This window comes from Streptomyces viridiviolaceus (assembly GCF_014650995.1).
Taxonomy (GTDB): domain Bacteria; phylum Actinomycetota; class Actinomycetes; order Streptomycetales; family Streptomycetaceae; genus Streptomyces; species Streptomyces viridiviolaceus.
Window position 1 is genome coordinate 88,080 of record NZ_BMWA01000014.1, and the last position, 12,365, is coordinate 100,444.

General features: G+C 71.5%; 11 protein-coding genes and 2 pseudogenes. 4 read left to right on the top strand and 9 right to left on the bottom strand.

All coding sequences use genetic code 11. From position 1 onward, the window contains the following. Positions 1 to 64: 64 nt before the first annotated feature. From IE260_RS21580 to IE260_RS21590, 3 genes are all read right to left on the bottom strand, one after another. Positions 65 to 868 (bottom strand): phosphatidate cytidylyltransferase, encoded by an 804-nt coding sequence (locus IE260_RS21580; protein ID WP_189874333.1) that lies wholly within the window; start codon positions 866 to 868, stop codon positions 65 to 67. Then, a complete protein-coding gene (locus IE260_RS21585; RefSeq protein ID WP_189874335.1) occupies positions 865 to 2,643 on the bottom strand; it encodes a histidinol-phosphate aminotransferase family protein in 1,779 nt (592 codons plus the stop codon). Before IE260_RS21585 ends, IE260_RS21580 begins: the two co-directional genes overlap by 4 nt. A 358-nt stretch (positions 2,644 to 3,001) precedes the next feature. Beyond that, positions 3,002 to 4,099: a hypothetical protein gene (locus IE260_RS21590; protein WP_189874337.1), complete on the bottom strand. Its 1,098-nt coding sequence runs from the start codon at positions 4,097 to 4,099 to the stop codon at positions 3,002 to 3,004. Positions 4,100 to 4,274: 175 nt separating this feature from the next. Here IE260_RS21590 and IE260_RS21595 point away from each other — a divergent pair, with 175 nt between their 5' ends. After that, positions 4,275 to 4,928: a maleylpyruvate isomerase N-terminal domain-containing protein gene (locus tag IE260_RS21595; protein WP_189874339.1), complete on the top strand. Its 654-nt coding sequence runs from the start codon at positions 4,275 to 4,277 to the stop codon at positions 4,926 to 4,928. Positions 4,929 to 4,999: 71 nt separating this feature from the next. Here the strand turns inward: IE260_RS21595 and IE260_RS21600 are convergent, their stop codons facing one another. After that, positions 5,000 to 5,368 (bottom strand): VOC family protein, encoded by a 369-nt coding sequence (locus IE260_RS21600; RefSeq protein WP_229881058.1) that lies wholly within the window; start codon positions 5,366 to 5,368, stop codon positions 5,000 to 5,002. Positions 5,369 to 5,443: 75 nt separating this feature from the next. Further along, positions 5,444 to 5,878: pseudogene (locus IE260_RS21605) on the bottom strand (GNAT family N-acetyltransferase); the annotation flags it as partial. Positions 5,879 to 5,964: 86 nt separating this feature from the next. Between IE260_RS21605 and IE260_RS21610 the strand changes: the two are divergent. Beyond that, positions 5,965 to 6,390 carry a VOC family protein gene (locus tag IE260_RS21610; protein WP_189874341.1) on the top strand — a complete coding sequence of 142 codons (426 nt, stop codon included), beginning with the start codon at positions 5,965 to 5,967 and terminating at the stop codon, positions 6,388 to 6,390. A 193-nt stretch (positions 6,391 to 6,583) separates the two neighbouring features. Further along, positions 6,584 to 8,071, top strand: coding sequence for a peptidoglycan D,D-transpeptidase FtsI family protein (locus IE260_RS21615; protein WP_189874343.1), 1,488 nt, complete (start codon positions 6,584 to 6,586; stop codon positions 8,069 to 8,071). A gap of 108 nt (positions 8,072 to 8,179) precedes the next feature. Here the strand turns inward: IE260_RS21615 and IE260_RS21620 are convergent, their stop codons facing one another. From IE260_RS21620 to IE260_RS21630, 3 genes are all read right to left on the bottom strand, one after another. Continuing rightward, entirely contained in the window at positions 8,180 to 9,022 is an 843-nt protein-coding gene (locus IE260_RS21620; protein WP_229881008.1) for a glycerophosphodiester phosphodiesterase, read from the bottom strand. 838 nt (positions 9,023 to 9,860) lie between these two features. Next, positions 9,861 to 10,511: a hypothetical protein gene (locus IE260_RS21625; RefSeq protein ID WP_189874347.1), complete on the bottom strand. Its 651-nt coding sequence runs from the start codon at positions 10,509 to 10,511 to the stop codon at positions 9,861 to 9,863. Positions 10,512 to 10,787: 276 nt separating this feature from the next. Continuing rightward, on the bottom strand, positions 10,788 to 11,228 hold the full coding sequence (locus IE260_RS21630) for a GNAT family N-acetyltransferase (RefSeq protein WP_189874349.1): 441 nt from the start codon (positions 11,226 to 11,228) through the stop codon (positions 10,788 to 10,790). A 62-nt stretch (positions 11,229 to 11,290) separates the two neighbouring features. Between IE260_RS21630 and IE260_RS21635 the strand changes: the two genes are divergently transcribed. Continuing rightward, positions 11,291 to 11,725 carry an NlpC/P60 family protein gene (locus IE260_RS21635; protein ID WP_189874351.1) on the top strand — a complete coding sequence of 145 codons (435 nt, stop codon included), beginning with the start codon at positions 11,291 to 11,293 and terminating at the stop codon, positions 11,723 to 11,725. Here IE260_RS21635 and IE260_RS21640 read toward each other — a convergent pair. Next, a pseudogene (locus IE260_RS21640) lies at positions 11,714 to 12,361 on the bottom strand (SRPBCC family protein). The gene IE260_RS21635 and the pseudogene IE260_RS21640 overlap by 12 nt on opposite strands. Positions 12,362 to 12,365: the final 4 nt, after the last annotated feature.

The following is a 12,365-nucleotide window of genomic DNA, read 5'->3' on the forward strand; positions in this document are numbered from 1 at the left end:
GCACCACCGTAGGAAGCCTCGCGGTCAGCTTCTGTCCGCAAGACCCGGGCGGCAGCCGTACGCCTCAGCGCAGGACGAGCAGGACGGCCAGCGCGATGAGCAGCGAGTCGATGCGGTCCAGCAGACCGCCGGACCCGGGCAGCCAGTGGCCGGCGTCCTTGGCCTGCGCACCTCTCTTGACCATGGATTCGAGCAGGTCGCCGGCCGGGCCACCGACCGCCACCGCCACCGCCGTCGGCCAGCTCAGCGCGGACAGCACGGCGAGCACACCGACGCCGGCCGCGGCCCCGGCCAGGGTCCCGCTCCACCGCTTGGCCGGTGACAGCGGCGACAGCCGTGGCCCGCCCAGCCCTCGTCCGGCGAAGTACGCCACGATGTCGGCGATCGAGACCGCCACGAACAGCGCGAGCGCGCTCGCCCCGAGCACCACCAGCGCGGCCAGCACACTCAGCCAGGCCAGCCCGAGCAGGCCGGCGCCGAGCCGGCGCAGGCCATGCTCGGCGTCACCGGCCAGGAGCGGCACCGCGGCCACCGCCAGCGCCCCGATCGCGAGGACCCGGAGCACCTGTCCGGGCGCCAGCCACGCGGCCAGCACCACGCCTGCCACCGCCGCCGCCAGTACCACCCGGTCCACCCAGCCCAGCAGCATCAGCCCGCCGAACTCCAGCACCGCGATCACCCCGACCACGACGGCGACGGCCGCGGTGCCCGGCCGGCCCAGCCAGAACGCGCCGGTGACCAGTGGCACTCCGACCGCCCACGCGCACCAGCGGATCAGCAGCTCGCGGCGCCGGGACGCCGCCACCGCGACGCCGCCCAGCGCCAGCGCCCCACCGAGGTAGGGCGCCAGAGAAGCCACGGTGATCACCCAGCGGCTCCCGCGGCCGGCACGCCCTCGGACATCGGGACGAGCGGGACCGTACGCGGCCGCAGCGCGTCCAGGGCAGCCCGGCAGGCGGCCACGATGCGCGCGTTCTCGTCGGTGTCCTTCACCGCGATGCGTACGGTGCGCCCCTGGTACTCCGGCGACAACGGTGACAGGTCGCGCAGGTAGACGTCGTGGCGGCGGCACTCGTTCACCAGCTGTGCGGCACTCGGTCCGCCGGACGGCAGGGTCACGGTGAGGAAGTTCGCCACGGCCTCGTCGACCGCGATGGACTCGTCCAGCTCCGCCAGATCGGCGGCCAGTTGCCGGCGCAGCGCGTGGGTGCGAAGCCAGCGGTCGCCGTAGTACGCCGGGTCGCGCAGCGCTGCCACCGCGGCCAGCTGCGCCGGGAGACTGACCGGCCAGGGCGGCGTCCACCGGCGCAGCCGCCCCGCGGTGGCCGGCTCGGCCACCAGGTAGGCGGCCCGCATGCCGGACAGCGCGTACATCTTCGACAGCGAGCTGCAGACCACCACCCGCGGGTCGACCGTGGCGAGGCCGGCGAGCGACTCGGCCAGGTCGACATAGCCCAGGTACGCCTCGTCCACCCACCACCGGGTACGAGCCGGTGCGGCGGCGATCACGGAGCGCAGCTCCTGGGCCGGCGCGTGGCGTCCGGTCGGGTTGTTCGGGTTCACCACCACCACGAGGTCGTAGCGACCGGACCCGACGGCAGCGGACAGCCGGTCCGGATCGATCCGCCAGCCGTCGTCGCGGCGCAACCGGAACCGGTCCACCCGGCAACCGATCACCCTCTCCGTGACGTGGGCGTACTCGCCGTAGCCCGGGTCTGTGAGAAGCACCCTGCTGTCCGGCGTCAGCCACCGGCCGAACGCCCTGAAGATCAGGTCGGACGAACCCGCGCCCACCGCGAGCGCCTCCGCCGGCAGCGCCCGAGCCGTGGCGATCTCCGCCAGCAGGCCCTCGGCCCCGGCCGGCGGCGAGGTCCGGGCGGCCCACGCCGGATCCTCCGCGAGCACGGCACGCACCCCCGGAGCCGGCGGGAACCAGGCGTCCAGCACATCGGCCGCGACCACCTGACGGCGCCGGTGCAGGCTGCGGAAGTCCGTGCCGACGGCGGTGAACGAGGCACCACCGTGCTCGCAGCCGTCGGGCCGGGGGAAGAACGCCGCGTCCAGCCGCCAGTCGACCGCGGACCGCAGGCGTTCCAACGTGGTGCGGTAGCGGTCCAGCGTGACCTCCGTCAGCTCGGTCACGCCGCCGGTCAGCACCTCGAACGTCAACGCCCCGCTGTGCACGGTGCGACCGACCGGGCGCAGGCCGGCGGCCCGGTACATGGTGAGCAGCTCGGTGCGCCCCATCGCCACCACCCGCCGGCCACCCCGGGCGGCGATCCAGCGCAGCGCCGCGTACATCAGCAACGGGGCCGCCGCGGTGGCCCGCCAGCGCGGCTCGACGGTGAGGATGCGCACCTCGAACAGGTCACCCTCGTCCAGCAACGGCAGCTCGCCGCGGGTCAGGTACTTGTCCAGCGCGTACCGCCCCAGCCAGGGCGGAGTCAGGCTGACGAAGCCGATCCGGGCCGCGCCGCGCGCCGCGACCAGATAGACGTTGCCGCCGTCCAGCCCGTCGTACAGCCGCCCGGACGGATCCGGCGCGTGCTGCCCCAACTCCCGGGCGTAGACCCGGTGACGCAGTTCGTGGATCCATTCCAGATCCTCCGCAGTGGCAGCGCGCAGCTGCAGGTCACGGCCCATGGGTTCCTCTTCCGACGCGGGGTGGGGCGGTCTCATCGTGCGGAACACGGGCCGGGCGCGTCAGAGCCGGGCGACACAACCGACATGAGTACGCGTACTCAGGCGGGGCCGTCCCCTCGCGTGCTGCGGCGTGCCGGGCGCCGGCACGCAACTCCGGTCCTGGACCCGGGTCCGGTACAGCCGGCGCGGTCTCGTCCGCGAAGGCGCTGCAGCGGTACGAGTTCATACGGCTCGCGGACAGGCGCCGCCGTGTCTCGGGCGGACTGTCGTTCAGCCGGCCGTTCGCCGGGCTGTGGGCCCGGCCCGGCGATGCCGACCACCGACCACGTCAATGAGTGGGTGCCCGAGCCACCCCAGCTCACGACCGTGTGGCCCTCCCGCACCCCGCATCGCCGGCCTCGCGCATGCGCGCGTCCATCGACTTGCTCCGGTCGTACGGGTCGACCTCGGGGCCGTCCCCCGGGGGCGCGGCCGCGCGCTCGGCGCCGAACTCTGGGGTGAGGTAACCGGTGACGGTGTCGCAGCCGCCGTTGGTGGTGTCCATCTTGTAGGAGACGAGGGAGAAGGTCCCCGGCTCGATGACCACCTTCGCCGGGTGGTCCCAGCTCATCACGATCTCGCGGCGCACGATGGTGCGCACCACCTCGTCGCTCCCCGCCGCGGCGCGTACGACCGGATAGACGTAGGTGACATCGCTGGTCACCTCGACCGCACCGCGGTCACCTTCCTCGTACGTGACCCGTCCCCGTGCCTTGACCACGTCCCCGACCAGACGCACCTTCGTGCTGTCGAACCGGCTGAACAGCAGCAGCGGATCGTTCTCCCGGCTGGGCGCGCGAAACGCGGTCGCCAGGTAGTCCTGGACATCCCGCTGATGCGGGTTGATGAGCGCGATCGCCGCCCGCGGTCGCTCCCCGCGCAGCACACCGGCATCCAGACTGGACGCGGCCAGGAAGTCCCGGGTCCGATCGAGCGCCTGCGCGACCTGTGCCTTGCTCATCCAGCCGGTCGCCCTGGCCTCGGGCAGGCCGATCCCCGCCGTCCCGTCGCCCCATCGTGCGGCAGGCGAGCCCCTGAACGGTTGTTCCACCGTGGGAAGCAGGACTGCCGCCTCCGTCGGCGGCGCCTGGCCCGGACGTTGCGACTCCGTGGCCGCCTGCGCGCCCTCGCCGCCCCCGCCTCCGAACCAGTCGGCCACCCGCCCGGGATCCAGGGCCACGACCACCAAGGCGAGCGCCACCAGCAGACCGACCGCGTACCAGCCCTTGCCCCTTCGTCGCCGCGCCGGCTGGTGAGCCCGCCACGGCTCCGGCCGGCCGGTCTCCTCCTGCAGCCGCCGCGCCACCATCCGAGCGCGCGCCGACGGCTCCTCGGGCGCGCCCTGAGCCCCGGCCTCGGACTCCCGCAGGAAGCGCTCCCACTCCTCGTCCGGAATGGACGCCCCGCCCTTGCCCACGTGTGCTCCCGTCCCTTCCCTCGGACCAGGCCCCTCCCCAGGGCCCCGTCGCTTGTCTGTGCATCATCACACAGTTCGGGAGGCCCTGATCAGGGCCGCCCCTTGAAGCAGCGGAACCCGTGGCGGCGGGGCGAAGTCGGTCGCTCTGCGAGCCAGTTGTTGTTAGCTTGCGGCCGTGGATCTCTTCTCACGCTCTTGGGCGGCGTTGCGCACAGCGGTCGCCGAGCTCGCCGACGAGGACTTCACACGGCCGTCCGGCTGCACCGGCTGGCTCGTGCGGGACCTGGTGTGCCACCTGATCATCGACGCCCAGGACGTCCTGATCACACTGGTCACCCCCGCGGCGACGGAACCGACACGGGACGCTGTGACGTACTGGGACATCGTCGAGCCCCCGGCCGGCGACGACCCGCTCGACGCGCTGACCGTCCGCCTGGCCGCCGCCTACGAAGAACCCTGGCTGCTCAAGTTCCACCTCGACGACGTCGGATCCGCCGCCGGGCGGGCCGCCGGACTCGCGGATCCCGAACTCCGGGTCGGTACCCGCGACGAGGTGCTGACCGCGGGCGACTACCTCACCGCGTACGTCCTGGAGTGGACGCTGCACCACCTCGACCTGATCGCGCACCTCCCGGACGCGGCGGAGCCGCCCGCCGAGGGGCTCGCCCGGTCACGCGAACTGCTGGAGAAGATCGCCGGCGCAGCGTTTCCCCCCTCGTTCTCCGACCAGGACGCTCTGCTGATCGGCACCGGACGTCGTGCCCCGGCCGAAACGGAGACGGCCGAACTGGGTGAATTGGCGGCGAGGCTCCCGTTCGTCCTCGGCTGAAGGTCCGTCTGTTCCCGAAGGGCCGGCGCGGTCTCCGGTACGCCGCCTCGCAGCGGAGCGGCGCAAGGCCGTCAGCCCTTGACCACGCAGAAGGGATGCCCAGCCGGATCGGTGAAGACCCGCCACCTGTCCCCACCCGGCTGGTGCTCCGGCTTGACCGCGCCCAGTTCCAGCAGCCGGGTCTCGGCCTCGTCCAGGTCCTCGACCGCGAAGTCGAGGTGGAACTGCTGGGGGACGGTCTGGTCCGGCCAGCGGGGAGCCCGGTAGTCGTCGACACGCTGGAAGCCGATGAAGAGTCCGTCCCCGCGGCTGAGGCCGGCGAAGTCGGTGTCCGACTCCGGATGGGGCTCGAGGCCGGTGGCCTGCTGGTAGAACGCCGCCAGGGCCGGCGGATCAGGGCAGTCGAGTGTGACCGCGGTCAACTTCATCCGCAGGGGCACGCCCCCTCCGGGTCGTTCGGTGGCCTGCGACGATGGCACACCCTGGCCAGCCCGGCTGTTCCGCTGCTCGCGGGACGGTTCGCGCACCATGAACACGTCCACCGGGTCCTCCGACTCCAGCGTGAACCCGTGCCGCTCGTACAGCCGCCGGGCCGGGCTGCCCCGCAGCACGTTCAGACGGACCAGTACGCCGTCGCGGTCGCACCGCTCCAGCAGCGAGCGCAGCACGCCCGAGCCGATCCCGCTGCCCTGCACGTGCGGGGCCAGGTAGAAGTGCTCCAGCCAGTGGGCGTCCCCGGCCGGTCGCAGAGCCACGCAGCCGGCGAACGCGCCGCCGACCTCGATCACCCTGGTGCACGCCGGATCGAAGCCGTCGCGCAGCCGTTGCCGCACGCGCTGCTCGTCGTACCGGCCGAGACGCTCCAGATCCGCCCGCAGCACCACGGCGCGCAGCTCGGCCACCGCCTCGACGTCTGCGGCCGAGGCCGGTCGGGTGTCCCAGTCCACCATGATCGCTACGCTACCGGGCAGGCTCTTCGGGCGTGCGCGCGGGTTGCCTCCGCCTCTGCGGCCACCGATCACGGCATAGTGGGGCCATGCATGCGGATCACAGGGGCTTGCTGGCCCGGGCACGTACTGCCACCAGGCTTCCGGCCCAGGACCTGGTCCGGGCGCGGCGTTTCTACTCCGAACGGCTGGGCCTGGAGCCGGTCGATGAACGGCCCGGTGGGCTGCTCTACCGGTGCGGAGGTGTGGACTTCGCGTTGTTCCGATCGGCGGGAGCCTCGCCCGGCACCTTCACTCAGATGGCCTGGGAGGTCGAGGACATCGAGACCGTCGTGGCGGAACTCAAAGCGCGCGGTGTGGTCTTCGAGGAAGTCGACATGCCGGGGCTGCGGACGAAGGACGGGATCGCGGAGATCGACGGGAACTACCCGAGCAAGGGCGCTCGGGGCGAGCGCGGCGCCTGGTTCCGCGACAGCGAGGGAAACCTGCTGGGCATCGGCCAGCCCGTCGTCTGAACGGGCGGCGCCCGGCGCGGCGCCACGCCGCGGGCGACGGGGACCGCAACTCCCCGTGGCGACGGCGGAGTTCCGTGGTTGGCTAGGGTGTCCCCATGTTGCGACGACGTATCTCCATATCCGCCGGACTCGGCAGACCCGAGGGCTTGCCCGTCAAGATCGCTGAGTCTGCGTGCGTTGGCGGAGGACGCCGGTGAACAGGCCGCTGAGGGCTGTGGCGATCTTCTGCGGGCTGCTGATGCTCGGCCTGCTGCTGCGCGCGAACTGGCTGCAGCACTTCCAGGCCCCGGAACTCTCCACCGACCAGAACAACCGACGGGTTCAGATCGAGCGGTTCGCCGCCCCCCGCGGGGACATCATCGTGGGCGGCCGGGCGATCACCGGCTCTGCCGAGGCGTCCAGCACGGACCTCAAGTACAAGCGGACCTACGTCAACGGGCCCATGTACGCGCCCGTGACGGGGTACGCCTCGCAGGCGCAGGGCATGACGCTGCTGGAACGGACCTACGACGGCATCCTGACCGGACAGGACGACCGGCTGGCCTTCCAGCGGTTCGCCGACGTGGTCACCGGCGAGGGACGGCGTCCCGGATCGGTGGTCACGACCATCGATCCCAAGGCGCAGAAGGCCGCCTACGACGGGCTGACCGATCTGAAGGGCGCACGGGGGGCCGTGGTCGCCCTGGACCCGAGGACCGGGAAGGTGCTGGCCCTGGTGTCGGCGCCCTCCTACGATCCGTCGGTGTTCGCGGGCAACACGTTCAAGGAGTCCGACAAGTTCGTCGCGATGGACAAGGACAAGCGCAAGCCGCTGGCCAACCGCCCGCTGCGGGAGACCTATCCTCCGGGGTCCACCTTCAAGATCCTCACCGCGGCGGCCGCGCTGGAGCACGGGATCGTCACCGACGTCGACGCACCGACCAAGGCCGTCTCTCCCTACCCCCTGCCGCAGTCCACCAACAAGATCGGCAGTGAGGCCGGCGACGCGGTCTGCAGCAAGGCGTCGATGAAGACGGCGATGCAGTACTCGTGCAACAACGTCTTCCTCGATGCCGCGGCAGAACTGGGTCAGGACAGGCTGCGGGAGACGGCGGAGAAGTTCGGCTTCAACGACGACGTCTACTCGGAAGACTTCGGCGACCTGCTCGCCACGAAGAGCCTCTACCCGCAGGACCTCGACAAGCCGGGGACCGCGCTGACCGGTATGGGACAGGGCAGCCTCACCAGTACTCCCATGCAGATGGCCATGGTCACCGCCGCGCTGGCCAACGACGGAAAGCTGATGCAGCCCTATGTCGTCGACGAGATCCGCGGCCCGGACCTCAGCACCCTGGACAAGACCGAACCCGCTGTGATGAGCCAGGCGGTCTCCGCCGCCACCGCTCAGAAGGTCCAGCAGATGATGGAGTTCACCGCCAAGGAAGGCAGCGCACGCCGCGCACAGATCGACGGCATCACGGTCGGCGGCAAGACCGGCACCGCCCAGCGTGGCGTCGACGTGGCCGAGCAGGTGCCGTACGGATGGTTCGTCTCCTACGGCAAGAAGCAGGACGGGTCCTCGGTCGCCGTGGCCGTCTTCATCGACCCGACCGACATGGACATCTCCCGCGAGGACATCTCCGGCGGCCGGCTCGGAGCACCCATCGCGCGCAGCGTCATGCAGGCAGTCCTGCAGCGATGAGCCGGGCACCGGCGGCGCGTGGGGACGACGCACCGCCGCACGGTCGACTCCACGCCCGACGCGGCGGGCCCCGGGATCCGGTCCCGGGGCCCACCGCGTCGGCGCGGGTCAGCGCTGGGTGAGGGACTGGGGGAAGTCGGTGATGATTCCGTCGACACCCAGGCCCGCCATCCTGCGCATGGCACCGGGCTCGTCGACCGTCCAGACGTTGATGTCCATGCCCAGTTCGTGCACGCGGTCGACCAGGGCCTGGTCGGTCACCGTGTGCTGCGGGTTCACCTGGTCCGCCCACTGGCTGAGCTGGACCAGCTCCTGCTCGGTGGGGCGATCGGCGTCCAGGAAACCGATCGGGACGTCGGGCATCAGTGCGTGGAACTCCTGGGCGTCGTCCACCTGGAAGGACTGGACGGCGAGCTGCTCCCTGGCGAGGGCGCGCTGGACGTAGCGCGGCTTCCCCGTCAGGTTCTGCGCGAAATCGGTCGCGATACCCACGTAGTGGCCGCAAGGACTGATCTCGGCCAGCAGTCCGGTGTCGGTGTTCCTGATGTGCGAGATGACGTCGTCGACGGTGATGAGCCGTTCGCCGGCGAAGTTGTCGTGGAACCAGGAGCCGGCGTCCAGTCTGCGCAGTTCGGCCCAGGTGAAGTCGGAGACGCGGTAACTGGGGCGGTTCGGGAAGACCTCCTCGACGTCGGTGGTCCGCTCCATGGTGCAGTCGTGGAAGTTGACCAGTTTGCCGTCCTTCGTGCGCTGCACGTCGATCTCCACGAAGTCGGCCCGCTGATCGACGGCGAGGTCGATCGCCGCCGCGGTGTTCTCCGGTGCCATGCCCGACGATCCGCGGTGCGCGATGACGTCCAGCCCCTCGTCGGCATGCGCGACCGTCGAGGTGAATGCCAGGGCCAGACCGCTCAGCACGGCCGCGACCACACCGGCGCGCTTCTTGCTCACATGCTTCACTACAGCCTCCCGGGTTCCCATGACTGCCGGAAGGCTGCCGCACGGCGGTTACGGGAAACCTGCCGCGGTCTGGCGGCGCCCCAATCAGCCAGTGGAGCGGACCGGTGAATCGGCCATCCGTGTCCGAAGGGGCGATTACGTGCATGCGCGCCGTTTCCGCCCGTGCGGGCGACGTGGTGCCCCGACGAGAGCGGCTCGGCCGGACACTCCGCCCCCTCCCGGCACGGCGGCGTCACGCCAGGGCAACGCCGCGGTGATGCCCGGCTGCCCAGGATGTCCCGGAGACACAAGCGCAGTGCCGAGGAGGAGGAACCCATGAGAGGCAAGATCGCACGGAGCGCCGCCGTGACAGTTGCGCTGGTGGGAGGGGCGGCCGGGATGGCCGTCGCGCCGGCTTCCGCCGTCCCGGTCCAGACCTGTGAGGTTGCAGGGGGCACTCTGACGGGCGCCAACTTTCCCCCCAATCAGACGCTCATGCTTTCTCCCACGGGGACGACTGTGACCACTACAGCGGACGGTCGTGTCGTGGCCACGGCGGTACCCGCATCGGGGCCCGTCTCCGTAGGCTCTGTGGCTTGCACCGGCGCAACACAAGCGACAGCGGCCGGAGGCAACGCAGCAGCCACCGCCGTGGCCGCCGGAACGAATGCAGCGCAGGCGGCAGCCGCCAGGGGTGCCAGCCCTGAGCAGGCGAGGGCAGCAGGCGTAGCGGCGGCCCAGGCGCAGGCGCGGGCAGCCGGCCTGCCGCCGACGCAGATCACCCAGATCTCGAATCAGACAGTGAACAACATCAACAACATCATCGGTTCGACCGTCATCGGCTCGAACATCACGGCCGGCGGCCCGACGAGCCAGGAAAGCGGTCAGGGGGCCGGTACGGCTCCTGCCGGCACCGCTCCGGGTGGAACGGCTCCGGGTGGAACGGCTCCGGGTGGAACGGCTCCGGGTGGAACGGCTCCTGGTGGAACGGCTCCTGGTGGAACGGCTCCGGGTGGGACCGCTCCTGGTGGAACGGCTCCTGGTGGAACGGCTCCGGGTGGGACCGCTCCTGGTGGAACGGCTCCTGGTGGAACGGCTCCGGGTGGGACCGCTCCGGGTGGGACCGCTCCGGGTGGGACCGCTCCGGGTGGAACGGCTCCGGGTGGAACGGCTCCGGGTGGGACCGCTCCGGGTGGAACGGCTCCTGGTGGAACGGCTCCGGGTGGGACCGCTCCGGGTGGGACCGCTCCGGGTGGAACGGCTCCGGGTGGAACGGCTCCGGGTGGAACGGCTCCGGGTGGGACCGCTCCGGGTGGAACGGCTCCGGGTGGGACCGCTCCGGGTGGAACGGCTCCGGGTGGGACCGCTCCTGGTGGAACGGCTCCTGGTGGGACCGCTCCTGGTGGGACCGCTCCTGGTGGGACCGCTCCTGGTGGAACCGCTCCTGGTGGAACCGCTCCGGCTGGGATGGCCCCGGGCACCGTGACCCCGACAGTTGCACCCGAGCAGGTCACGCTGCCTCTGCAGACAGTGTCGGTGCCGGTCCAGTGAGTTCCCCGTCTGTGAACGGCGCTTCCGCGTCTCTCCCGGCGGCAAGGTCCGTTCCCAGAATGGCTCGTGTCCTCGGACGATGAGCCGCTACCGCCGCCGGGCCGACCAGGGCTTCACCCCTGGTCGGCCCGGTGCCGAGCACCCGGCGTACCCGGGCTCCGGCCCGCACCACCGCGGTTGGCGCATCGCCGAGCGAGGGCCCGCGCGAGCTCTTCGCGGACCGCGGCTACGAACGGCGCAGATCGATCCAGGGAATGCTCTCCCCGGGCAGCACGTACCGGTCGATCTCGACGAACCCGTGCTTGAGGGCGAACCGCAGGCCGTCCTCGTTGGAGGACAGCACCACCGTTTCGATCACCTCGGCGCCCAGCTCCCGTGCCCGGGCGAGTCCGCGTGAGTACAACTCCTCGCCGAACCCCCGCCCGCGGTGAGGGCCGAGCACGCGGGCGATCACCGTGGCCGTCAGGGCGTCGTCCGACGGAGGGCGCACGGTACTGCAGCCGACGAGGACGTCGCCCTGGTACGCGACTTCCAGGTGGTGGCGCCGTGCGCGTTCCCGTATCTCCTCCAGGGACAGGTGGTGCGTGGGGATGATCACGTTGTGGACGTGCTGCCAGTCCCTGAAAGTGACGTCGTCGTCGGGCTGTTGGATGCGAAGCTCGGGCATCGCAGTAGAAGACCCGAGTACGTCATGGACGTCAAGCTCGCCGGGCCGGGCATGATGGGGCCATGGATCCGGTGCTGGACCAACTGCCGGCCGCCTTCTGGACCGTTCCCTACGCGGGCCGCCGGTATCCGGGGTCGCCGGCCGTAGCCGATCGGCCCGGCGTCGAGGCGGGGGCGAACTGCCAGCTGTTCGCCTACGAGGTGCTCCGGCACTTCGGCCTGGCTCCGCCGCCGTTGCGTTCGAGCGACCTCTGGGCGGACACCCGGGCCACGATCCGTGTTTCGCCTGCCCAGCCCCTGGACCTACTGCTGTTCAACGCCACCGACGACGCCTACGGCGCTCACGTCGGGGTCTGGGTGGGCGAAGGAAGGGTGCTGCACCTGTGCGCGGAGGCAGGGCGCCCGGCAGTCTGGACGATGACGCAGTTCGCCGCACGGCAGCGCTACCGGGTCCTGATCGGCATCAAGCGGGTGATCGTCCGCCGGTCACCCACGTGATGAGCCACCGACGTCGCCGCGGGCTTCGGCGGCGTCCTTGAGGTCGCGCAGCCAGGCTCGAAGACCCTGGGCGAGGATCTCGGTCGCGGTGGGCACGTCCGCATCGACCTGGTCGCCGGTGTGGGTCTCCTCGGTGCCCACGCGGACGCCGCCCTCGACCTTGGTGAAGGTCCACACGTGGACGCCGTCGATGCGCAGTCCTTCTCCGACCGCGGGGCCGGTCCAGCGGATGCAGGAGCGCTGCTCGAGCTGCCGGACGGTCGAGGTGATGTCCAGGCCGGTGGCGGGCGTCGCGGGGTTGGGGGGACCGGGGTCGTCCACCGGAACGCCGAGCCCTGCCGGAAAGGCCCGTGGTCGAGGCGGTGGACGGCTGCGACGTGCGCCTGCCAGGACGGCCGGCGCTCCACGTCGGTCTGCAGCTTCCACACGGTCCTCAGCGGCGCGTGGATGACGGTCTCGGTCCTGTGGCGGACTCGCGCCTCGGGGTCGACGCCTTTCCCGCGGCACGTCAGGGACTCGGCGGGGGTGGGAGGCGGTGGCCCCGGCGGGCGCCACGGCGGTGCCGAGGAGGCCGACGGCGACGAGCGGGACGGTGAAGAGGGAGGCGCGGATGCCGGTGCTGTGGATGCCGGGCATGGGG

Bases quoted from the DNA above. Each gene is read 5' to 3' on its own strand.
- IE260_RS21585 (WP_189874335.1), bottom strand. From the start codon at position 2,643: ATGGGCCGTGACCTGCAGCTGCGCGCTGCCACTGCGGAGGATCTGGAA.
- IE260_RS21610 (WP_189874341.1), top strand. From the start codon at position 5,965: ATGCATGCGGATCACAGGGGCTTGCTGGCCCGGGCACGTACTGCCACC.
- IE260_RS21630 (WP_189874349.1), bottom strand. From the start codon at position 11,228: ATGCCCGAGCTTCGCATCCAACAGCCCGACGACGACGTCACTTTCAGG.
- IE260_RS21635 (WP_189874351.1), top strand. From the start codon at position 11,291: ATGGATCCGGTGCTGGACCAACTGCCGGCCGCCTTCTGGACCGTTCCC.